This is a genomic window from Phocaeicola abscessus CCUG 55929 (assembly GCF_000312445.1).
Taxonomy (GTDB): Bacteria; Bacteroidota; Bacteroidia; order Bacteroidales; family Bacteroidaceae; genus Phocaeicola; species Phocaeicola abscessus.
The window spans coordinates 284,388-306,147 of sequence record NZ_HE997184.1; the positions used below are offsets into that span (position 1 = coordinate 284,388).

The 21,760-nt window shown below is 50.1% G+C and carries 19 protein-coding genes and 1 pseudogene; 11 read left to right on the forward strand and 9 right to left on the reverse strand.

All coding sequences use genetic code 11. The annotated features are described in order from the left end of the window. Positions 1-62: 62 nt before the first annotated feature. The 4 genes from BN102_RS07645 to ccsA all read left to right on the forward strand — a co-directional run bounded on the left by BN102_RS07645 (position 63) and on the right by ccsA (position 6,406). On the forward strand, positions 63-2,510 hold the full coding sequence (locus BN102_RS07645; RefSeq protein ID WP_245545351.1) for a SusC/RagA family TonB-linked outer membrane protein: 2,448 nt from the start codon (positions 63-65) through the stop codon (positions 2,508-2,510). A gap of 15 nt (positions 2,511-2,525) precedes the next feature. Further along, positions 2,526-4,088 (forward strand): RagB/SusD family nutrient uptake outer membrane protein, encoded by a 1,563-nt coding sequence (locus BN102_RS07650; protein WP_021311705.1) that lies wholly within the window; start codon positions 2,526-2,528, stop codon positions 4,086-4,088. 306 nt (positions 4,089-4,394) lie between these two features. Continuing rightward, positions 4,395-5,621 carry a cytochrome c biogenesis ResB family protein gene (locus tag BN102_RS07655; protein ID WP_036787727.1) on the forward strand — a complete coding sequence of 409 codons (1,227 nt, stop codon included), beginning with the start codon at positions 4,395-4,397 and terminating at the stop codon, positions 5,619-5,621. Then, positions 5,618-6,406, forward strand: a complete 789-nt coding sequence (gene ccsA / locus BN102_RS07660; RefSeq protein WP_019208536.1) for a cytochrome c biogenesis protein CcsA — start codon at positions 5,618-5,620, stop codon at positions 6,404-6,406. The genes BN102_RS07655 and ccsA overlap by 4 nt, the downstream gene beginning before the upstream one ends. On the opposite strand, the gene BN102_RS07665 is transcribed toward ccsA, so the two are convergent. The 5 genes from BN102_RS07665 to BN102_RS07685 are packed head-to-tail and all read right to left on the reverse strand — an operon-like array spanning position 6,391 to position 10,917. After that, the gene (locus tag BN102_RS07665; protein WP_019208537.1) at positions 6,391-7,056 is read right to left on the reverse strand and encodes a NigD1/NigD2 family lipoprotein; all 666 of its coding nucleotides are present in this window, start codon (positions 7,054-7,056) and stop codon (positions 6,391-6,393) included. The two genes, ccsA and BN102_RS07665, sit on opposite strands and share 16 nt — an antisense overlap. Before the next feature lie 3 nt (positions 7,057-7,059). Further along, positions 7,060-8,214: a 1-acyl-sn-glycerol-3-phosphate acyltransferase gene (locus BN102_RS07670; RefSeq protein WP_036787729.1), complete on the reverse strand. Its 1,155-nt coding sequence runs from the start codon at positions 8,212-8,214 to the stop codon at positions 7,060-7,062. Beyond that, the gene (locus tag BN102_RS07675; RefSeq protein WP_019208539.1) at positions 8,214-9,203 is read right to left on the reverse strand and encodes a D-alanine--D-alanine ligase; all 990 of its coding nucleotides are present in this window, start codon (positions 9,201-9,203) and stop codon (positions 8,214-8,216) included. The genes BN102_RS07670 and BN102_RS07675 overlap by 1 nt, the downstream gene beginning before the upstream one ends. Continuing rightward, the gene (locus tag BN102_RS07680; protein WP_019208540.1) at positions 9,200-10,276 is read right to left on the reverse strand and encodes an RluA family pseudouridine synthase; all 1,077 of its coding nucleotides are present in this window, start codon (positions 10,274-10,276) and stop codon (positions 9,200-9,202) included. The genes BN102_RS07675 and BN102_RS07680 overlap by 4 nt, the downstream gene beginning before the upstream one ends. An 11-nt stretch (positions 10,277-10,287) precedes the next feature. Continuing rightward, on the reverse strand, positions 10,288-10,917 hold the full coding sequence (locus BN102_RS07685) for a PASTA domain-containing protein (protein ID WP_035456318.1): 630 nt from the start codon (positions 10,915-10,917) through the stop codon (positions 10,288-10,290). Positions 10,918-11,278: 361 nt separating this feature from the next. On the opposite strand from BN102_RS07685, the gene BN102_RS07690 reads away from it, so the two are divergent. From BN102_RS07690 to BN102_RS07715, 7 genes and pseudogenes are all read left to right on the forward strand, one after another. Further along, positions 11,279-12,172: an electron transfer flavoprotein subunit beta/FixA family protein gene (locus BN102_RS07690; RefSeq protein WP_036787621.1), complete on the forward strand. Its 894-nt coding sequence runs from the start codon at positions 11,279-11,281 to the stop codon at positions 12,170-12,172. A 4-nt stretch (positions 12,173-12,176) separates the two neighbouring features. Then, positions 12,177-13,196: an electron transfer flavoprotein subunit alpha/FixB family protein gene (locus BN102_RS07695; protein WP_019208543.1), complete on the forward strand. Its 1,020-nt coding sequence runs from the start codon at positions 12,177-12,179 to the stop codon at positions 13,194-13,196. Next, a complete protein-coding gene (locus BN102_RS07700; RefSeq protein ID WP_019208544.1) occupies positions 13,196-14,902 on the forward strand; it encodes an acyl-CoA dehydrogenase family protein in 1,707 nt (568 codons plus the stop codon). Before BN102_RS07695 ends, BN102_RS07700 begins: the two co-directional genes overlap by 1 nt. 259 nt (positions 14,903-15,161) lie before the next feature. Next, positions 15,162-15,369: pseudogene (locus BN102_RS11300) on the forward strand (ISAon1 family transposase N-terminal region protein); the annotation flags it as partial. 229 nt (positions 15,370-15,598) lie between these two features. Next, on the forward strand, positions 15,599-17,860 hold the full coding sequence (locus tag BN102_RS07705) for a TonB-dependent receptor (protein WP_019208545.1): 2,262 nt from the start codon (positions 15,599-15,601) through the stop codon (positions 17,858-17,860). Positions 17,861-17,871: 11 nt separating this feature from the next. After that, positions 17,872-18,474 (forward strand): nicotinamide riboside transporter PnuC, encoded by a 603-nt coding sequence (gene pnuC, locus BN102_RS07710; protein WP_019208546.1) that lies wholly within the window; start codon positions 17,872-17,874, stop codon positions 18,472-18,474. Next, the gene (locus tag BN102_RS07715; RefSeq protein WP_021311715.1) at positions 18,471-19,103 is read left to right on the forward strand and encodes a thiamine diphosphokinase; all 633 of its coding nucleotides are present in this window, start codon (positions 18,471-18,473) and stop codon (positions 19,101-19,103) included. Before pnuC ends, BN102_RS07715 begins: the two co-directional genes overlap by 4 nt. A 23-nt stretch (positions 19,104-19,126) precedes the next feature. Here BN102_RS07715 and BN102_RS07720 read toward each other — a convergent pair whose 3' ends face one another. From BN102_RS07720 to BN102_RS07735, 4 genes are read right to left on the reverse strand one after another with little or no spacing between them, the layout of a single operon-like run. Then, the gene (locus BN102_RS07720; protein WP_019208548.1) at positions 19,127-19,810 is read right to left on the reverse strand and encodes a GNA1162 family protein; all 684 of its coding nucleotides are present in this window, start codon (positions 19,808-19,810) and stop codon (positions 19,127-19,129) included. Continuing rightward, positions 19,807-20,151 carry a DUF4810 domain-containing protein gene (locus tag BN102_RS07725; protein WP_019208549.1) on the reverse strand — a complete coding sequence of 115 codons (345 nt, stop codon included), beginning with the start codon at positions 20,149-20,151 and terminating at the stop codon, positions 19,807-19,809. Before BN102_RS07725 ends, BN102_RS07720 begins: the two co-directional genes overlap by 4 nt. Next, the gene (locus BN102_RS07730) at positions 20,151-20,486 is read right to left on the reverse strand and encodes a hypothetical protein (RefSeq protein ID WP_019208550.1); all 336 of its coding nucleotides are present in this window, start codon (positions 20,484-20,486) and stop codon (positions 20,151-20,153) included. The genes BN102_RS07725 and BN102_RS07730 overlap by 1 nt, the downstream gene beginning before the upstream one ends. Continuing rightward, a complete protein-coding gene (locus BN102_RS07735; protein WP_021311722.1) occupies positions 20,483-21,409 on the reverse strand; it encodes a CsgG/HfaB family protein in 927 nt (308 codons plus the stop codon). The genes BN102_RS07730 and BN102_RS07735 overlap by 4 nt, the downstream gene beginning before the upstream one ends. Positions 21,410-21,760 lie beyond the last annotated feature (351 nt).

Here is a 21,760-nt window from a genome sequence, read left to right on the forward strand (position 1 = left end):
AAGGTACGAGCCGCAAAGGGCAAAAGGATTACGACAAAGTAGGGATCTACGATTTCTACCCGATGAGATGGCTGCAATGGTTCAACGAATATAAATACGACAAAAAGAAGAGCGACGACGAATCGGCGCTGTACGCCAATTATCTGGTATTCAACGACCTGAAATACAATCCCTATGCGGGCATCAAGTCGTATTACGAAGAAGATCCCGAAACGGGAGAAATCCATCTCACGCAAACCCCCAATCCGCAAGCCTTCTCCTTTCCGCAATTCGTGATGCCTGACGGCACGCTGAATGCCGAAGTCAACGGTTTGTTGTGGGGAGACGATTTGGACTGGGAAAAAGATCTGTTCAAAACCGGTTACCGGCAGGAATATATTCTCAGCGGAGGCCTGAACACCGACAAATCGAAGAGTTATATCTCAGTGGGCTGGTTGGATGAAGACGGTTACAAAATCAAAACGAATTTAACCCGATTCTCCTCGCGCGCCAACCTTACCTACGAGATCAACAAATACCTCACGGTGGGAAGCAATTCTCAATTCACCAAGACGCATATCGAATCGCCCAAACGGGCAGAGGGAAATTACTCGAGCAACTCGTTCCATTTCGTCAGGAACATCGCTCCCATTTACCCCATTCACGTGCACGACGCCCAAGGCAACTACGTGCTGAAAAACGGAGAAAAGATCTACGACCACGCTTCGACCAGACCCTACAACGGGAAATTCAATCCCATCGAAGAGTCCTATCTGGATAAATCGTACGCGGAACGCGACGCCATTACCAGCAGAAACTTCGCGGAAATAAAAGCGTTGCCGGAACTGACCTTCCGCACCAATCTCTCGTACGACCTGTATCGGGCGACCGAGAAAATACGCTACAACAACTCCATGGGCGATCAGCCGCAGGGGATGTTGGAAATCGAAAACCAACGCATCACCACCGTGACGTTCAACCAACTGGTGACCTATCGCCGGAACTTCGACGCCCATCGTCTCGAAGCCTTGCTGGGACATGAAAGCTACGAAATGAAACAGGCGGTTTCGACGATGAACAAGGAAAACATGGCCATTTTGGGTATCGACGAAATGCCCAACCTCTCGAAGATGTCGGATATCAATTCGAAGACCGATACCTATACCAAAGAAGGTTACTTCGCCCGTTTGAATTACGATTACGGCGACCGCTACAACCTGTCGGCTTCGTATCGCCGCGACGGTTCGTCCCGCTTCCATAAGGATAATCGCTGGGGAGATTTCTGGTCGGTAGGTGCGGGCTGGCATCTGGCGAACGAATCCTTCATGAAAGGTGCCGCTTCCTGGCTGAACGAGCTCAAGCTCCGCTTCTCCATCGGACAAACGGGGAACGATCGTATCGGAACATACTACGCCTATCAATCGCTGTACATCCTGGGGAACAACAACTTCGAAACGCTCGGAGCCCGATTCTCCTCCCTGGGGAACCCCGATTTGAAATGGGAAACCCAAACCAGTTACGACTTCGCCGTCGAATTCGGCCTCTTCGGCCGGCTAAGAGGCTCGGTGGAATTCTTCAACAAGGAATCCAAAGATCTGATCTTCTCCTTCCCCCTGCCGATCTCGACCGGAGTCAGTTCCGTATTCCGAAATATCGGGAAAGTCAGGAATTACGGTTTCGAATTCGATCTGAAATACGAAATCATCCGTCGTCGCACGCTCTCTTGGGATGTGAACGTAAACGGCACGACGTACAAGAATAAAATCATCAGACTCCCCGAAGAAAACAGAGAAAAGGGAATCGAACTGACTTATAAGAAATACGTCGAAGGAGGCAGCATCCAAGATTTCTATCTGAACGAATACATCGGCGTCGATCCGGACGACGGCTTGGCTATCTATCGTATCGACGACATCAATTATCCCAAACAGGCGGATCCGTCCAATCCCAACTTCGTAGGCATGGAAAAAGAAGGCGAGAAAGCCACGTGGACCAAAGACGGCCGTTTCGCCAAAAAACATTTTTGCGGCTCTTCCATCCCCGATCTGTACGGAGGCTTCGGCACGAACGTATCCTTTAAAGGCTTCGACCTAAATATGCTGTTCGCCTACCAGTTAGGCGGCAAAACGTACGACGGCGCTTACCAAATCCTCATGGGGCGTTCCCTGTCAAGCGGACTCGCCATGCACAGCGATATGAAAAAAGCATGGAGAAAACCCGGAGACATCACGAACATCCCCCGACTCGATTCGGGAAGCAGCGGACGATACGACAATCTTACCTCAGACCGCTATCTGATTTCGTCCTCCGCGCTGATGTTGAAATCGCTGAGCATAGGCTATTCCTTCCCCCAAGAATGGATTAGCCCGTTCGCCCTTTCGGGATTGAGATGCAGCATCGCCTGCGAAAACCTCTTCTTGCTCTCGAAGCGCAAAGGGTTGAATCCGATGATGAACTATGCGGGAACTACGGGCAGCGCTTTTTACGACTATCAAAAAGTAATTACGGCAAGTGTTTCAATTTCATTCTAACAATACGGAAATACGATGAAAAAGATTAATATATTATTTTTAGCAATAATGCTGCTTGGGAGCGCAGGCTGCTCGAGCGACTTTTTGGAGACCGAACCCTCGGACAAAATCTCTTTAGATCAAGCTTCGCAGAGCGTGGATGGGCTTAAGACCATTTTGGAAGGAATGCACAACATGATGTACCTGTATACGTTCGGCCATTTCTTCGGCAACGGCGAAGCATCGCTGAATGCCCAAATCGATATGTTGGGCGACGATATGATTAACACCAAACCGGCCTTTTTCATGGGCGTTTATCGTTGGGAGGAACATCGCGATCCGTATGGCAGCATCAACTATAAAGCGTGGGACTTCTACTACACAGTCATCCAACATGCCAATGCCGTGTTGCAGGGAGTGCAAAAATTGGATGTCTCCGAAGAAGACAAAGCTTTGATAGCCGGAGAAGCGCAACTCTTCCGAGCTTACTGCTATGCGAAACTCGTGCAACTTTTTGGCAAACGGTATGTAAAAGGAGAGGATAACAACAGCCTGGGAGTTATTCTGAGGTTGGAGCCGAACTACGACCCGATGGCTCGTTCGTCGGTAGCGCAATGCTATGACCAAATCAATAAGGATCTGTCCGAAGGGTTGGCCTATTTATCGAAAGCTTCGACAGTAAGGAAAAAGAATTGGATCAATTACAATACGGCGTGCGGCATCGCTTCCCGAATCGCTTTGGCACAATCCGATTGGACCAAGGCGGAAACATATGCCGATTGGGCCATTACCAAATCCGCCTCGATGGGCATCGCCCTTCAGCAGGGACAAAAGTTGTGCGACGGATTCAACGATTACGGCGCATCCGAATGGATGTGGGGCTATCATCAGGCGGCCGACCAAAATATTTATTTCCATGGATTCAATGCCAACTACTCATACAATTTCGCCGGATATAACAAGTCGTTAAGATATGCGATCAATCGCGGATTATACGATAAAATGGGCCAAAAAGACGCCCGACGAAACTGGTGGGTGTGCCTCGATCAGGGCGATAAGATTCCCGAAGACGCGTATTCGGGTTATTTCGAAGGAGGTATGACCCGCCCCAATTGGGAAATAACCGGGCAATGCATCAAATTCAAATCCATCAACAACAAGACGACGGTAGGGGATAACGTGTTGATGAGACTGAGCGAAATGTATTACAACAAAGCCGAAGCCCAAGCCAGACAGGGAAAGTTCGAGGAAGCGATCCAAACGCTCCATACCGTTATGATCACCCGAGATCCCGAGTACGACGCATCGAATCTTTCCGGCGACGAACTGATTGAGGAAATCTTCCGAAATAAGCGATTGGATTTTTACATGGAAGGCCTCCGCTTCTATGACATGAAACGGCTCGGGATCGTACCCGATCGCCTCCACGCAGCGAATGCCAATTATTTGAAAGGTAAAGATTTAGAACAACTGATTTCACGTAATTCGGGAGAAAACGCCAAGTCAATCGCTAAGACAGAGGATGCGAAAGAATGGCAATTCGTGATCCCTTACGATGAAATCAAAGGGAATAATCTGTGCGAACAAAACGAATTGTAACATTACGATACGGATTTTGAATGGGTCCATGCGATCCTGCCGGGCGCTATGCCGTCAAGCATGCGCCGGGCGGGATTTTTTAATCCGTTTTCCTCGTCGTTAATTAGATTACTTCAAAATTGATGAACGAAGCGGAAAATTCCATTCCATTCAATGGGTTATGACGATAAAACGCTTATATTTGCACTAAATCGAATGCTATGAAAATTTGCCGCTCATCGCATAAAGCGCTTCTCGTTCTCGGGCGAAAGTTCGTGTGGTACCATGCGGAGAGAGGGCAAGGAAATCGGCCGAAATTATATCTTTATGTGGGAGAAACCATGGACCGTTAAGGAAGGATTCGTAATGGGCGCAGGCCTGCTCATTACCGGAGAATTGTTGCAGTTGAGCGTCGGCCCCGTCGACTGGCAAGCATTCGCATGGCCGGTCAATCTGATCGTGCTCGTCGTATGGATAATCGGCGTATCGATCCTCTACGCGATGCGCAAAAAAGTCTATGCCTTTCGTTTCCTGACCACAGGGGCGGCCACCGTCTCCGCCTTGGTGTATGCAGTCGCATTGACGGCATTCATGGGACTGATCCGTCAGGTAGGCGACACACAGCCTGCTGCCGATAAGATAGGCTTCACGAAAATGCTTTCGTTCTGGCCATTCGTGATAATATACCTATGGATAGCGGTGATCGTAGCGCAAGTCGCACTTTCCCAGCTGCACCATTTCAAGTGGCGATCGCTTCCCTCGCTCGTCAGCCACATCGGATTGCTCTCGGTTCTGGTCGCCGCCACTTTAGGCAGTGCCGACATACAGAAGCTGACCATGACGACTAAAGTAGGTACTCCGGAATGGCGGGCATACGACGAAAAAGGAAAGCTCCACGAACTTCCCTTGGCGATCCAGCTCAATGCGTTCACCATCGACGAATACCCTCCGAAACTGATGATAATCGATAGCATCGGCATTCCCCTGCCGGAGAAAAAACCCGTTACGCTACTGCTCGACGACACTTTTAAAGAAGGCAAACTCTTAGGCTGGAACATAACCTTGAAACAGAAATTGGAACTCGCCGCGCCGGTGATGACCAAAGACACCGTTTATTACGTGGAATGGCCATCCTTGGGAGCGGTATGCGCCGTGCTGATCGAGGCCACCTCGCCTGATCGTCGATTGGTCCGACAAGGATGGATCACCTGCGGCAGCTATTATTTCCCTTATCAAGCACTCGCTTTAGACGACAAAAATATCGTAATGCCGAATCGCGACCCCGAACGCTTCACTTCGAAAGTAGAGATCATGACCGCGAAGGGTGCGCATATCGAAACGACGATCGAGGTCAACAAGCCGGCAAAGGTGGAAGGCTGGAAGATCTATCAACTTAGTTATAACGAACAGATGGGCAGATGGAGCGATACCAGCGTCTTTCAATTGGTGACCGCCCCTTGGCAACCTGTCGTTTACACCGGGATATGCCTGATGCTCCTCGGCGCCGTGCTGCTATTCATTACTGCACAGAAAAGGAAGAGAGGGAAACGATGAGTTGGAATTATTTTATCCTATTCGCCGCGGTGGCGACTATCGGTTGGATCACAGGCGCTATCGCCGCATGGAAAGGAAACCGCCGAACGACATACATATCAACCCTCGCTGGTCTCGCCGTATTTTTCAGCTATATACTGACGATGTGGATAACGCTGGAACGTCCACCGCTGCGCACCATGGGCGAAACACGCCTTTGGTACAGCTTCTTCCTCCCTTTCGCCGGGCTGATGATATACAGTCGTTGGCATTATAAATGGATTTTGAGTTTCAGCACACTCCTCGCCGTCATCTTCATCGTCATCAACATCCTCCGGCCGGAGATTCATAGCAAGACCTTGATGCCCGCGTTACAGAGCCCTTGGTTCGCTCCACACGTGATCGTTTACATGTTTGCCTATGCATTGCTGGGAGCGGCTACCGTGATGGCGGTATATTTGCTTTTCTTCAAAAAGGGAAGTCCGACCGTTCACGAAATGGAAATATCGGATAATTTAGTGTATGTAGGCCTCTCGTTCCTGACGATAGGCATGCTCTTCGGCGCCTTATGGGCGAAGGAGGCGTGGGGACATTATTGGGCGTGGGATCCGAAGGAGACTTGGGCGGCCGCTACATGGCTCGGCTACCTCGCCTACATCCATTACCGGTTGAATAACAGAAAAAATGTGCGAATAGCTCTCTGGGGCCTGATAGGCTGCTTTCTACTATTACAAATGTGTTGGTGGGGCGTCAACTACTTGCCCGCTGCGCAAGGTGTAAGCATTCACACTTACAATGTGGGCTGAGGAAAGTCGAAGGTGCGGCTGATCTTGCCTTCTTTGTAAGTGTTCAGAGAGAAAATCACCCGATCGCCCGCTTTCAGTTTATAAATCCAAAGCGGAACCGACAGGTAAACCGTCCGACCATACCCTTCCACATCATTATTGCGATCATGAAGCAGGGTGAGATACAGGGATCTGCATCCGCCGACCTGCATGGTAATGCTGTCTTGAACGAAGGAATAAACATGCGGCAAATCCTTTACCTGCACAACAACGCTTACATTCAGGTAACGGTCGGACATCCACATGCTTTGAAACTTTACCGGATCGGTGGGCACCGCTTTAAAATGTGCTCGGGGAATAGGGATCGCCGAAACGGTCCGTGCAACGGAATAAACCGTCGCAGTGGAAGTACCTTCGCCGGCCTGCGCATACCTGGCCAAGACCCGATACAGGCTATCCGGCACCAATCCACCGATCTTCTTCTCATTGCGGATGGTCCATTCCTGCCCTCGGTCGGTAATCAAGGTTTGTGCATTGCCCTCCTTGTCCGTCCGCATTTCCGCCAACTCCGTCCGCATGTCGGGATATTCGAAATCACGATCGCCGCCGCAGGCGATAGCCGTCAGGATGAACCAATACGCGATGAAGGGATGTACGATCTGTCTTTTCATACTTTATTCTTTAACTGCAAGGTAGTTAATAAGCGGGTTCGCATACATCTTCAATAGCATTTCCGAAAGGAAAGGTTCATCCTTGTCGGGCAATTCGATCTTGTCCAAGCGATTGCGAAGATACTGTTCGAACTTCTCCCGTTCGGCGTCGGTGTAGTGTTTCTCGAACCGACGAGAATCCTCCAGGCAGTCGAGCGCGATATAATTCACCGCATACAACTTGTAATTGCTGAATATGTGTTTGTCTATACACCTTTTGAGAGCTGGGAAAAAATCGGTCTTCCTCGGATATTTCGACGCCAGTTCCTTCATCTCGGTATTGATGCAAGGCGCAGCCTTCACGTGCACACGGCCTTTATAACCGAAGATTCCCGTTTTCATACTGATCATATCTTCTCCTTCTGCCTTATGAAAATCGGCTTCGTCCCGTCGTCGTTGCAATTCCCCCGCTTTCAGGAAATCGCAAGGATCGTATTCGTACGAGAAGGCCAGCGGAACGATATTCAGCTCGGCCAACCGATCTTCCGGCGTCCCTTCACCAGCGATGCTTAACATTTTCAGAATGCTTTCCTGCGTCGTGTCGTTCGCATCTTTCGCTCTTCCCTGCCGTTGCGCAATCCAAACGTTTTCATGTTTTTCAGAAATGGCGAAATGAATATAACGCGACAGGGTATTCAACGTTTCCAACTGTTTCCGTCCCGTTAAGCCACGAACCACGATGAATGCTTTCAGTATACGCACCAATCGCCTGATCCATGGATAAACCAACAGGTTATCGCCGATAGCGATTTCCGTGGTATCAGACCATTGCGCATCGATGAGCGCAATCGATAGGAGGGCAGGATCCATCACGATATCCCGATGGTTGGATACGAACGTATAACGCCTCGACCAGTCGGTCAAAGCGGAAAAGTCTTCGGTCAAACCTTCCGAATTTTTACGCAGCAGTTGTTTGATCAGATCGTAGAAGAACGTTTTCTGGAATTCCAGATTCGTCTTGCATCGACGCATTTTCGCTGCGATCATTTCAAAAGGAAGCGACATCATAGCGACAGCCGCTTGGCGAAAATCAGTATCCGCAATCAATTCCTCGTACGCCTGAGGCAATTCTTCCGGCGAATACGGGCGGATCGAATCGAATTCTGCAGGTATATTCATCATTTTCTACATTCGTTGAATTTATCTTCTATAATATCGGTGAGCACGTCTCCGAGGTCTAAACCGGCCGCACGAACCTGTTGCGGAATGAAACTGGTAGTCGTCATGCCTGGAGTAGTATTGATTTCCAACAGGTTGATAACATCTCCCTCGGTAAGGATATAGTCGATGCGGATGATGCCGGAACAACCGAGAATATCGTAAATGGAAGAGGTCAGTTTACGAATCCGCTCCGCCGTCTCCTCCTGGATACGAGCGGGAGTGATTTCTTCGACCTCTCCGTTATATTTGGCATCGGTATCGAAGAATTCGTTATGCGAAACGACTTCGGTGATAGGGAAAACGGTCTGTTTTTTCGTCGTCTTATAACAACCACAGGTGATCTCCGTCCCTTGCATAAACGCTTCGATAACGACCTCCGGACTTTCTCGGGCGGCTTTCTCGATGGCCGGTCGGATCTGTTCTTTGCGCTTCACTTTCGTAATGCCGTAACTCGATCCGCCGGCATTCGGTTTAACGAAACAGGGAAGGCCGATTTTATTTATGACCTCCTGATCGCTGATCGACTGCCCTTTTCGGAGCAGGATGGCATCCGCCGCTTTTACGCCAAAACTTTTCAGGTACTGATTACAAGAGAACTTATTAAAGGTAAGGGCCGAGGCCAATACATTACAGCTGGAATAGGGAATGCCCATCATGTCGAAATAACCTTGCAACAGACCATTCTCTCCCGGCGTGCCGTGAATGGTAATGTAGGCGAAGTCAAAATGTTTCTTTTCTCCGTTTTCTATGAAACCGAAATCATTCCGGTCGATAGGAGTCAGCGATCCGTCGAGCAAATGAACCGTCCAACGGTGCCCCTTCATTTCGACGATATACAACTGATAACGTGCTTTGTCCATAAAAGTGTAAAGCCCCTGCGCACTGCGCAGCGAAACGGGAAGTTCACTCGAATCTCCTCCGGCAACGATGGCTATGGTTCGTTTCATACCTCTCTGTGACTGATATAGTTTCTCCACTTGTCGATGAGACCCACCATATCCTGCGGAAGAGGGGCGGTAAAGAACATTTCCTCTTTCGTGCGCGGATGGACGAACCCTAAGGTCATGGCGTGCAAAGCCTGCCTCGGACAAGTCTTGAAACAGTTTTCTATAAATTGTTTATATCTGCTGAAGTTCGTTCCTTTCAACGGCAGGTCTCCTCCGTAACGGGCATCGTTGAAAAGCACGTGCCCGACGTGTTTCATGTGTACCCTTATCTGATGAGTCCGTCCCGTCTCGAGAACACATGCTACGAGGGTAACGTAGCCCAACCGCTCCAATACATGATAATGGGTGACGGCGTATTTGCCCTGTTCCGGATCGTTCAACACCATCATTTGCATCCGGTCTTTAGGATTCCGACCGATGTTTCCTGCTATCGTTCCGTCGTCTTTATCGACAAGGCCCCACACCAAAGCTACGTACTTCCTCTCGGTCGTTTTGTTAAAGAACTGCAATCCTAAGAGGGTTTTCGCTTCCGGCGTCTTGGCCACCACTAATAAACCTGAGGTGTCTTTGTCGATACGGTGAACCAACCCGATATCGGGATCGTTCGGATCATAGCGGGGGTTATCTCTCAGATGCCAGGCGATGGCATTCACCAGCGTTCCGGAGTAGTTCCCGCATCCAGGATGAACGACCATTCCCGCAGGCTTATTGACCACCATAATGTCCCCATCTTCATAGACCACCTCCAAGGGGATATTTTCGGGCTTGACATCGTGGTCGTAACGCGGACGGTTCATCAGGACGGTCAGTACATCGCCGCCTTTCACCTTATAACTGGATTTGACGGGGTTGCCGTCGGCCATCACATAGCCCGCCTCGGCAGCCAATTGAATACGGTTTCTCGAAACAGCGGCAAACCGATCGGACAAATACCTGTCTATCCGCACCGGATACTGCCCCTTATCGACGACAACTCTGAAATGTTCATAAAGTTCCGTCGAGTTTTTACGGACAGGTTCTATATCGTCTATCGAATCGTCTGCCATCTCGTCAAAATCCTCTTCCCGTTTCATCTTTTCCGCAATTAGAACCAAGAATCATCCGTGTCCAGCTTCCTTTTCACGGAATCGTTCGCCAGCGAATCCTCCGGCACGTAATCCAGACCGTTTCCTATTTCCAGCGTAAGTACCGATTCGCTGGAAATCTTGTTCCCGGCCGCCAACGCATGCGTGCCCATCTTAAGTCCGTAGACCCAGTCACGTTCTCCCGCGATCAATTTCGGTTCGGTCAACCTGAATCCCAACGCTTTCAAGCGAGCTTCGGCCTGCCGATACGAACTGTTGTTCACCACATCGGGAACGGTGATCAAGGGTTCGCTGGCTGAGTTGATCGTGAGGTAGACGATGCGTCCTTGCTTAACTTTCATTCCGCCGGCGGGATGCTGATCGAGAACCGTATTCGGTTCTAATCCTTTGACATAATTGGAGTCGACGACTGCCACTTTCAGCTGCTGCCGGGAGACATGGAGCGCCGCTTCGTTTAACAACGTTCCTTTCACATCGGGGACGACGACGGCATTTCCATGACGGGTATAAACATCGAGCCCCCAAAGGATTCCCCACACCGTCGCAATCACGACCACGACCATTCCGATGATATTCATCCAGAACGAACGGTTATGCCTGAACGAAAAAAAATCTTTCAGCGAAATCATAACTACTTGCTTATATTTGCGTTCAAAGATACGATATTTTTTCATTTCCGCCAACATTCCGCGACGGTTCGAAAACAGAATTAAAAACATCGCGGCACGGGAAGCAATCTGTTATACGTATCATAGCAGAGTAAGGTCATCCCGATCGGCGAGAATCGAATTCTCCAAATAAACGGCACGACTTTACCTCTGTTGTCGGGACGCTTTACATTGCGCAAATCCGTTTGAATTGTGCAGATTTTTAAGTTTATTCTTTCGTCAATAAAATACTTTGTCTACCTTTGCCGCGAATTTCCACCCCTCGAAGGGAAAGCAGAATTCATGAACGTGATTCAATAATATAAAGAAAAAGAATAGGTATATGAGTTTAAAAATTGTAGTTTTGGCGAAACAGGTACCGGATACCCGTCAGGTGGGTAAGGATGCGATGAACGCCGACGGTACGGTGAACCGTGCTGCACTTCCGGCAGTGTTTAACCCGGAAGACTTGAATGCGTTGGAACAGGCTCTCAGGTTAAAAAATACGCACCCTGGATCGACAATTACCATTCTGACCATGGGACCAGGACGGGCGGCGGAAATTATCCGCGAAGGGCTCTATCGCGGTGCAGATAACGGTTACCTGTTAACCGACCGCGCCTTTGCCGGCGCCGACACCTTGGCTACCTCCTACGCATTAGCCACGGCTATCCGAAAAATAGGCGACTGCGATCTGATCATCGGCGGGCGTCAGGCTATCGACGGCGATACGGCTCAGGTAGGCCCGCAGGTGGCACAGAAGTTAGGACTCACTCAGATTACTTATACGGAAGAAATTCTGAAGGTGGACGAAAAGAAGCGTCGCATCACCTGTCGCCGTCGGATCGACGGCGGAGTCGAAATGGTCGAAGGTCCCTTGCCCATCGTGTTAACCGTCAACGGGAGCGCCGCTCCCTGCCGTCCCCGCCAAGCGAAATTGGTCATGAAATACAAACGCGCTTTGGGCGCTCAGGAAAAGAATGCGATGACTAAAGACGGATCCGCCCTGCCTTACGCCGATTTGTACGCGAAACGCCCGTATCTAAACCTGACGGAATGGTCGGCCGCGGATGTAGACGCAGACTTGAGCCAATGCGGGCTAGCCGGTTCTCCGACGAAGGTAAAAACCGTCGAAAGCATCAGCTTCCAAGCGAAAGAGAGCAAGGCGCTGACAGCTTCGGACACCGATATCGAAAGTTTGATTGTTGAACTGATAGCCAACCACGAAATAGGATAAGATCATGAATAACGTATTTGTATATTGCGAGATCGAAGGCCGAACGGTAGCCGAAGTAAGTCTCGAACTACTAACCAAAGGTCGGAAATTAGCCGATCAATTGCATTGCGGGTTGGAAGCCGTCGCCGCCGGCACCGATATGAAAGGCGTCGAACAGCAAATCATGAAATACGGCGTCGACCGTCTGCACGTATTCGATGCACCGGGATTGTTCCCCTATACTTCGCTTCCTCACACGGCGATCTTGGTCAACCTCTTCAAAGAAGAGAAACCGCAGATTTGCCTGATGGGTGCTACCGTCATCGGCCGCGATCTCGGGCCCCGTGTCTCTTCTTCATTGACGAGCGGCCTGACTGCTGATTGCACCCAGCTGGAAATCGGCCATCACGAAGACAAGAAACAGGGGAAAATGTACGAGAACCTGTTGTATCAGATCCGTCCCGCTTTCGGCGGTAATATCATCGCTACCATCGTCAACCCGGAACATCGTCCGCAGATGGCGACGGTACGGCCGGGCGTGATGAAGATGGAAGTTCTGGACGAGCACTACCGAGGAGAGATTGTCGAGCACGACGTAGCAAAATACGTACCCGCAACAGATTACGTTGTAAAGGTCATCGACCGGCAGGTACAGCAGTCGAAGAACAACCTGAAGGGGGCGTCGATCGTCGTCGCCGGCGGTTACGGTATGGGGTCGAAGGAGGGTTTCGATCAACTCTTCGCTCTGGCGAAAGAACTCCATGCAGAAGTGGGCGCCAGCCGCGCCGCCGTCGATGCCGGCTTTTGCGAAGCCGACCGGCAAGTGGGACAGACCGGTGTGACTGTTCATCCGAAAATGTATATCGCCTGCGGCATCAGCGGACAGATTCAACACATCGCCGGCATGCAGGACGCAGGCATAGTCATTTCGATCAACAACGACCCGAACGCCCCGATCAATGCCATCGCCGACTACGTCATCGACGGCACCGTCGAAGAAGTGATCCCCAAACTTATTAAGTATTACAAAAAGAACAGCAAATAATGGAAAACTTTTATACAGAAATCCCGGAACTCAAATATCATTTGAATCATCCGATGATGGAGCGTATCTGTCAATTGAAAGAACGCGATTACAGCGACAAGGAGAAATATGCCGACGCCCCGCAGGATTTGGCCGATGCATTGGACTCGTACGATAAGGTATTGGAGATTGTCGGAGAGATTACCGGCCACATCGTCGATGCCAACGCAGAGAGTGTGGATCAGGAAGGACCGCATCTGAAAGACGGCCGCGTAACCTACGCCTCCGGCACGAAACAGAACTTGGAAGCCATGGTGAAAGCCGGATTGAACGGCATGACCATGCCTCGCCCTTTCGGTGGGCTGAACTTCCCCATCACGCCGTATACCATGTGCGCCGAGATCGTGGCCGCAGCCGACGCCGGTTTTAGCAATATCTGGTCGTTGCAAGACTGCATCGAGACCTTATACGAGTTCGGCAATGACGACCAGCGCTCACGCTTCATTCCTCGCGTGTGCGAGGGCGAAACGATGTCGATGGATCTGACCGAGCCGGATGCCGGCTCCGACCTGCAAAGCGTCATGCTCAAAGCCTCCTTCGACGAAGCGAACAACTGCTGGAGACTGAACGGAGTGAAACGTTTCATTACCAACGGAGACGCCGACATCCATTTGGTGCTAGCTCGCAGCGAAGAGGGCACTCGCGACGGGCGCGGCCTTTCCATGTTCATTTACGATAAGCGTGACGGTGGCGTCGACGTTCGCCGTATCGAAAACAAATTGGGTATCCACGGTTCGCCCACCTGCGAACTGGTTTACAAAAATGCCAAATGCGAGCTCTGCGGTGACCGCAAGCTCGGCCTGATCAAATACGTCATGGCGCTGATGAACGGCGCCCGCCTCGGTATCGCCGCCCAGTCCGTCGGACTGTCGCAAGCCGCTTACAACGAAGGCATCGCCTACGCTAAAAACCGCAAGCAATTCGGCAAGGCTATCATCGAATTCCCCGCCGTATACGACATGCTCGCTCTGATGAAGGCGAAGTTGGATGCGGGCCGTTCGCTCTTATATCAGACCTCGCGCTACGTCGATATCTACAAAGCCCTGGACGACATCGCCCGCGAACGCAAACTCACTCCCGAAGAACGTAAGGAACAGAAGGAATTCGCCAAACTGGCGGACGCGTTCACGCCCCTGGCCAAAGGAATGAACTCGGAATACGCCAATCAGAATGCATACGACTGTATTCAGATTCACGGAGGATCCGGTTTTATGTTGGAGTATGCCTGCCAGCGCATTTACCGGGATGCCCGCATCACCAGTATTTACGAGGGAACTACCCAGTTGCAAACGGTAGCAGCCATTCGCTATGTCACCAACGGCGCCTATATCACCACGTTACGCGACTTCGAGAACTTCGAAGTGTCTCCAGAACTGAAGCCGTACAGGGATAAGGTAAAAGCGATGGACGACCGATTCGAGGCTTGCACCAACCTGGTCAAAGATGCGCAGGATCAAGAGTTGCACGACTTTATGGCACGCCGCTTATACGAGATGGCGGCCGATTGCATCATGGCCCATCTGATCCTTCAGGATGCTACCCGTCATGCGAACTTGTTCGCCCGCTCGGCTCGCGTCTACGTGAACTATGCGGAAGCGGAAGTGGCCAAACATGCTGACTTTATTCAACATTTCGACAAGGAAAAACTAACGGATTATCGCCGCTGATCTCCCCTGCCCTGAGGCAGAGGAGGAGTCCAGAGAAACTGAAAAACAAAGTGGCTGCGCAGGAATAAGTTATTTTCGGCTCAATCGATAATCAACGGGAATATCTATTACAGTTTTAAATTCAAATGTTCATCCATGCTGTCATGGACAACAAAACATTGGAAGCACTTATAAACCTGTTCTTTCCACAGGAAGTATCAGAGAATTAGAAGGTGATAAGTTTCGAGTATATTCCGATCAATAAGGATGACGAGCCGGCATTCCTATTCATCTGGACGAGAAGCTCCATAAGGAACTAAGTACTGATATCCATTTTGAGTCAAAAGGATTTACCTCTCCGGTAAGGGGGGACCGACTTCCCCATCCGGGATCGCAAGGTCATCCTTGTTCTTCGCCGTCGTCGCTAGACTGATACCCGAACCGGAAAGAGCTTTATCCTCCCTCTGTCCGTGACAACCAACGGAACTACCATGCGGTGAAATTTCGCCGATATCAAGGAAGTTAAAATCCGAACCTGTTCGGTAAAATTATTGCTTGATCTTTTGCGCTTTTCGAAATAAAACCGTACTTTCGCAGCGGATTGCCGAGCAACGCTCAGCAATTTCCAGAGATGGGGTGCCTTAACATGACGGGCTGAGAACATACCCTTAATACCTGAACCGGGTAATGCCGGCGTAGAGAATTAAATTTTACAGTATGAAGAAAACATTTGCCGCTGCGACCGCCTTGCTGGTGGCCGGCGTAACCGTACAGGCGCAAAAGAGCGCCGTACAAGACAGTATGAAAATGATAGCGCTGCAAGAGGTGCAGATCCTCGCTACGCGCGCTACGTCTAAAACTCCTGTCGCTTTCACCAACGTGCAGCAGGATCAAATCGACAAGGTAAACCTCGGACAGGACATTCCGTTCCTGCTGACGAACACCCCGTCGGTCTTGACCACTTCGGATGCAGGTGCCGGGATCGGATACACCACGATTCGTGTTCGTGGTACCGACGCTACGCGTATCAACGTCACGTCGAACGGAATCCCGATGAACGATGCGGAAAGCCATGCCATCTTCTGGGTGAATACGCCCGATTTTGCTTCTTCGTTGCAAGACATGCAGATCCAACGGGGAGCAGGCACATCGACCAACGGCGCCGGAGCCTTCGGGGCCAGCATCAATATGAAAACCCAAAACTTATCGTCGATGCCGTACGCCGAGCTATCCGGTTCCTACGGTTCTTATAATACGTATAAGGAAACGGTAAAAGTAGGATCAGGCTTGTTGCACAACCGTTGGGCGTTCGACGCCCGCCTATCCGCCATCAAGAGCGACGGCTATCGCGATCGTGCCTCCGCCAACCTGAAGTCATATTTCTTGCAAGGGGGTTACTTCGGCCACCATACTGTCGTGAAATTCATCACCTTCGGCGGGAAAGAGAAAACGTACCATGCTTGGGACGGTATCAGCAAAGAACAGCTGAAGACCGACCGTAGGTACAACCCTAACGGCGAAATCAAAATTGCCGACAAAACGGTCGGCTTTTATCACGATCAGACCGATAACTATCGCCAGACCCATTATCAGCTCCTGATCGACCAGCGCCTTTCCGCCCAATGGAACCTGAACGCGGGCCTGCACTATACGAATGGTTACGGATTTTATCAGGAGTACAAGAACGACCGCACCCTCAAGGAATATTCGTTGCCGCCTTATACGGTGAACGGCGTAGCCATAGGAAAGAGCAACTTAGTGAGGAAGAAACTGATGAGCAACGATTTCGGCGGAGGGATCTTTTCATTCAACTATACCAGCGACAAGACGACCGCTTCTGCGGGAGGCGGACTGAATCGCTACGCCGGCCACCATTTCGGGCAAGTAATCTGGATCATGAATTATCAAGGCATACTGAATCCCGATCACGAATACTATCGGAACTTCGGCGGCAAAACCGACGGAAACGTCTACGGCAAACTCAATTACCACCTGACGGATGCCTTAAGCATGTATGCGGATTTACAATACCGATACATCCGTTACACCCTTAGGGGGCAGAACGATAAATGGGACTGGACAGCCAAGCCGGGACGCATGCAACAATTGGATGTGAATGAGCATTTCCATTTCTTCAACCCGAAAGCCGGACTCTTCTGTCAGATCGACGCTTTCCACAGCGCCTACGCTTCTTTCTCAATCGCCCAGAAAGAACCGACGCGCAATAATTATACCGACGGCTTGTTCACTCGCTCTCCGAAAGCGGAGAAACTGTTCGACTACGAAGGAGGGTACGCCTATCGCGACAACCGGTTCACGGCGGAAGTCAACCTTTACTACATGAATTACAAAGACCAGCTGGTATTGAACGGTAAACTGAACGAGATCGGCGAGCCCATGGCCGAAAATGTGAAAAACAGTTACCGCATGGGTGTAGAATTGAGCTTGGGAGTGAAACCGACCCGTTGGTTGCGATGGGATATTAACGGTACATGGAGCAAGAACCGCATCGAGCATTATACCGGTTATATCAGCGATTACAACGCCGACACCAGGGAAGAGATGTATTCTCAAACGGCGATCGAAGCAGGGAATACCCCTATTTCGTTCTCCCCCTCGTTCATCGGGAACAGTGTTTTAGCCGTCGATTACAAAGGCTTCGAAGCTTCGCTGCAATCGCAGTATGCAAGCCGTCAATACTTGGATAACTTCGGCAACAGAACAGATTCGTTAGATCCGTATTTCGTCAACCATCTGCATTTGTCATACGGCTTCAAGACTAAATTTACCGAACAGATCGTCGTCGGTCTGACCGTATACAATCTGTTCGACGAGCAGTACGAAACCAACGGGTATTCCATGACATCCGCCCTCTATAAAGGCGGCGACAAGGCCAACAGCTATACGCTGACGAACGACCCACGCTTCTACCCGATGGCGGGAACCCACGTGCTCGCCCGCCTTGCTTTCGGTTTCTGAAAGGAGGAGCGATGATCGAGGCGATCGATTATATACAGCAGCATTCGTTGGAGGTCGCAGGAACCCTGACCGGCGTCCTCTACCTGTGGCTGGAATACAGGGCGAGCATCTATCTGTGGATCGCAGGCATCGTCATGCCTGCCGTCTATATCGTCGTATATTACAAAGCAGGCTTGTATGCCGACTTCGGCATCAATATCTACTATCTGGTAGCGGCGATTTACGGATGGCTCGTCTGGACGAAGGGAAAGCAAACGGCGAACTCTTCCGTGAAAGAGGAACTGCCGATCACTCGTATACGAGGCGATCGCTATGCGCCGCTACTTGCCGTCGTCGTCCTCACATGGGGAGGCATTGCCTGGATGCTGATCACTTATACGGACAGCAATGTCCCCTGCTGGGACAGCTTCACCACAGCGTTGAGCATCGTCGGCCTGTGGATGCTGACAAAGAAGTATCTCGAACAATGGTTCTCGTGGATGGCGGTAGATGCGGTGAGTTGCGGGCTTTACCTGTATAAAGAATTATATTTTACATCAGTGCTCTACGGATTTTATACGATCATTGCTATCTTCGGCTATTTCAAATGGAAAAAGTTAATGTTGCAACCATGATTACGACAACATTCATCCCCGAAGCGGTAGTCTTGGCCGACGGCGATTATCCGTCGCACCCTTACCCGCTGAGCCTATTGGAACAGTCGCCGACAGTTGTCTGCTGCGACGGTGCTGCAGAAAGCTACTTCGCCCACGGACATCGACCGGAAGCAATCGTCGGCGACGGCGATTCTCTTTCCGCCGCATCGAAACGGAAGTTCGCAGAAAAGTTAGTGATCGTCGACGAACAGGAGACCAACGATCTGTCGAAAGCCATGCGTTTCCTCCGTCGGCACGGTTTTCAGAAAGTCGCCATCGTAGGAGCTACGGGAAAACGGGAAGATCATACCTTAGGAAACATCAGCCTACTGATGGAATATCTGAATCAAGGCTTCGAGGTGCGAATGATCACGGATCACGGCGTATTCGTTCCCGCACGCGATACGCAAACCTTCGAATCCGAACGGGGACAGCAGATCTCCGTATTCAACTTCGATGCAAAGCATCTGCAAAGCGAAGGGCTCGTCTATCCGATCGGCGATCTCTCCGCTTGGTGGAAAGGGACATTGAACGAAGCGCAAAACGCTTCGTTCACCATCCGCGCCGAAGGAAATTATTTAGTATACAAGGCATATCGCCCCCTCTGAAGCATGGATGAGGAAACATCCCGTTATTTTACCGTTGCCGTAATGAATTCCTCACCGGCAGACTTCGAGGTATCATTCTCGTAAAGCGAAGAGTACTTTCCCGCGGGCAAATCGGAGAGCACGAAGGTATTGCATTTTCTACCGGCAATCACCTTATCGGTGGCAGCGGTATTGATAGCGGTGGCGATCAGATCAACCAATGCGCCGAAGCCGCCACTTCCGCTGCTTATCTTGGTATCTACACTGATCTGCCCAGCTCTGGTGTACAACGTCCGTCCGGTTTTGGTCGAACGCAGGATGTATTCTACGTTAACGGTGAGCATACCGCCGATATGGTCGCGTTCCCACTCTTTGATAATGGTAAACATGGCAGCGTCCGCACCGAGTACTTCCCGAAAGGAAGTCAGGTCGCTCTCGATGAACATTTCGGAATCGTATGCGCTTTCTTGCTGGAACATTTCCATGGTCAGATAAGGAGAATAGACATAGTAACCCTTCTCGCACAGGGGGAGGTACAAGGTTGTATAGAAATAATCCTTCGCCTCGGCATGATTGGTCTGGTTGATCGGCGGCATGATGGCGATCGTCAGAGGCCTTTCCTCATACATGCCAGGATATTGTTCTCCTAATGTCTTAGTCACCGTTTGAGTCGTCGTACAGGACACGAATAAAATCGGCACGAGTGCTAAAGCTATGTTTCTTTTCATTTTTCGAGTTGTTTAACGATACGTGATATATATTTCTCCGATTCCGGATACAGTTCCATTTCCTGCTTCAGGAACTCTATTCCCTCCTCTTTCTTGCCAGTTTTATAGAGCAAATAGCCATATTCCGCATACATTCCCGGAGGGACGACGCCACGAGTAGCTTTCTGCCCCTTTATAAGTTTCTGATACTGCACCAAGACTTTATCTTTCAGTTCTTCAGTCTGTCTTTTGCTGTACTGATAAGTGATACCCTCATAATCGTACCATGAGTACAAAGAGTTCGTGGTGGTACATGAACCGAACGAAAAGGCAAGCGCGACGGCTATGAATAGCTTTTTCATTACGGCAGTACGATTTGTTTAACTTCTTGGGTGGATAAAAAAATTTTTTTCCGGTAGATCGTCTCGCCTTCATAACTTACTTTCACGGTACGAGTGCCCGTAGCAATGCCGTACTGCGTTCCCCGACGGTTGGCTTTTTTCTGTGTCACCACCTGGGCAGTAAAAGGTTGCGCGTCGTCGACCGTCACTTGTACCTTTTCGCCGGCATATCGATCCGGGCTGACGAACAGCAGATAGGCTATATCTTCCTTGCCGCTCTGTTGGGCGACGGGGAAGTTCGCCTTACAGCTACACAGCAGCAGAGGCAGTGCGAATAGAATCAATCGTTTTTTCATTTTGTCTCTTCAATTATATAGTTGCCCATATTCGTTGCGTTTATATGCTCGGTGGTAGTCACTTCTACAAACGAGTATTCCGTTTCGGGGGTGTCTCCGCCTGTGGAAACGACCTTGACTTGCCCCACGCTCTTTCCCGGCAGAGTTATCATGATGCCTGTCTGGGGATTCTTCACTTTCCTCCCCTTCGTCAGGATGGAGAACATCATTCCTTCCCGGATGCCTTGGCTATTCCCGCCGGCTATCAAAACCGCATCCGGTTCGTACGAAATGAAGTATGTTTTCCAAGGAGTGTCCGTACATTTGTTGATGATATTCTCAACCAACTGACCGACGGCTTCGGAGATGGCCTTATCGCTGAGCGTGGCATCGAAACCGGCTCGGCCGCCGACTCCCATCGTAGTCTTGGTAGTGAGTTCCGCCGAGCCTTTGGCTTCGTCGGAATAAATGATAAGACCGGTAGCTACATCCACCAGACGAATGGAAACGGTCGCCTCTACCGTTTGAGTTTTTTGAGAGGAGAATACGCCGCTTTTTCCCGTATTCTTACGCCCGTACTCCGTGATGGAACCGATAATCATATAGTCGGCTCCAACAGTCGACGAAACGTTTTCACCTTTCTGACATTCTTCCAGAAGCGAGGCCAGATCGCCTCTTTCAAACAAGAGGAACTTCCCCGAAGCAGCCAACTTGGACGAGAGAATATCCAGTGCCTGCTTGCCCATCGGGTCGTTCTCTTTGTCGTAAAAGATTCCCTTGGCATATTGCGTCTCATTCGAAAAGCGCCCAATGGCTACTTTCCTTTTGAGTGTCATGCCTTCGTCCTGCCCCAGTGTCAGAGGTTCGATGATCTCAGTTTTACGCTGCGCAGAAACGCTGCCTGCGAGCATCAGCATGATTATCAACAAAACTAATCTGTTCATAAAACTAATTATAATAATTTAAATAACTGTATTCTTCAATAGTCAAGCGACCGATATAAATCGGTTTGCTGTCATTATCGCAAACAAAGTTAGAGAAATATTTCGTAATCGATGAGAAGGTCGGAAAAAAATCGATACGGAAATCAAAAAATCCCCTCTACGGTTCATCTTTCATCACACTGCAAGAGTAAAACTCCAGGTTAGACGCTACTGATTCAATTAGCGAGAGCTAAAGTTCGCTTTCGCCGACCGGGTGAGCAGGGAAGAAAATAAATCCCGTTTTGGAAAAGTTTCGATAAATTTGACTTTCCTCTCAGCTTGCACTATCTTTGCATACGATTAAATCGAACG

What these genes read in the sequence shown, in the direction of transcription:
- pnuC (WP_019208546.1), top strand. Translation starts at nt 17,872, where the DNA reads ATGATCGAGGCGATCGATTATATACAGCAGCATTCGTTGGAGGTCGCA.
- BN102_RS07720 (WP_019208548.1), bottom strand. Translation starts at nt 19,810, where the DNA reads ATGAAAAGAAACATAGCTTTAGCACTCGTGCCGATTTTATTCGTGTCC.
- BN102_RS07705 (WP_019208545.1), top strand. Translation starts at nt 15,599, where the DNA reads ATGAAGAAAACATTTGCCGCTGCGACCGCCTTGCTGGTGGCCGGCGTA.
- BN102_RS07670 (WP_036787729.1), bottom strand. Translation starts at nt 8,214, where the DNA reads ATGAATATACCTGCAGAATTCGATTCGATCCGCCCGTATTCGCCGGAA.
- BN102_RS07700 (WP_019208544.1), top strand. Translation starts at nt 13,196, where the DNA reads ATGGAAAACTTTTATACAGAAATCCCGGAACTCAAATATCATTTGAAT.
- BN102_RS07655 (WP_036787727.1), top strand. Translation starts at nt 4,395, where the DNA reads ATGTGGGAGAAACCATGGACCGTTAAGGAAGGATTCGTAATGGGCGCA.
- BN102_RS07725 (WP_019208549.1), bottom strand. Translation starts at nt 20,151, where the DNA reads ATGAAAAAGCTATTCATAGCCGTCGCGCTTGCCTTTTCGTTCGGTTCA.
- BN102_RS07685 (WP_035456318.1), bottom strand. Translation starts at nt 10,917, where the DNA reads ATGATTTCGCTGAAAGATTTTTTTTCGTTCAGGCATAACCGTTCGTTC.
- BN102_RS07735 (WP_021311722.1), bottom strand. Translation starts at nt 21,409, where the DNA reads ATGAACAGATTAGTTTTGTTGATAATCATGCTGATGCTCGCAGGCAGC.
- BN102_RS07680 (WP_019208540.1), bottom strand. Translation starts at nt 10,276, where the DNA reads ATGAAACGGGAAGAGGATTTTGACGAGATGGCAGACGATTCGATAGAC.
- BN102_RS07695 (WP_019208543.1), top strand. Translation starts at nt 12,177, where the DNA reads ATGAATAACGTATTTGTATATTGCGAGATCGAAGGCCGAACGGTAGCC.
- BN102_RS07690 (WP_036787621.1), top strand. Translation starts at nt 11,279, where the DNA reads ATGAGTTTAAAAATTGTAGTTTTGGCGAAACAGGTACCGGATACCCGT.
- BN102_RS07665 (WP_019208537.1), bottom strand. Translation starts at nt 7,056, where the DNA reads ATGAAAAGACAGATCGTACATCCCTTCATCGCGTATTGGTTCATCCTG.
- ccsA (WP_019208536.1), top strand. Translation starts at nt 5,618, where the DNA reads ATGAGTTGGAATTATTTTATCCTATTCGCCGCGGTGGCGACTATCGGT.
- BN102_RS07675 (WP_019208539.1), bottom strand. Translation starts at nt 9,203, where the DNA reads ATGAAACGAACCATAGCCATCGTTGCCGGAGGAGATTCGAGTGAACTT.
- BN102_RS07715 (WP_021311715.1), top strand. Translation starts at nt 18,471, where the DNA reads ATGATTACGACAACATTCATCCCCGAAGCGGTAGTCTTGGCCGACGGC.
- BN102_RS07730 (WP_019208550.1), bottom strand. Translation starts at nt 20,486, where the DNA reads ATGAAAAAACGATTGATTCTATTCGCACTGCCTCTGCTGCTGTGTAGC.
- BN102_RS07645 (WP_245545351.1), top strand. Translation starts at nt 63, where the DNA reads ATGAGATGGCTGCAATGGTTCAACGAATATAAATACGACAAAAAGAAG.
- BN102_RS07650 (WP_021311705.1), top strand. Translation starts at nt 2,526, where the DNA reads ATGAAAAAGATTAATATATTATTTTTAGCAATAATGCTGCTTGGGAGC.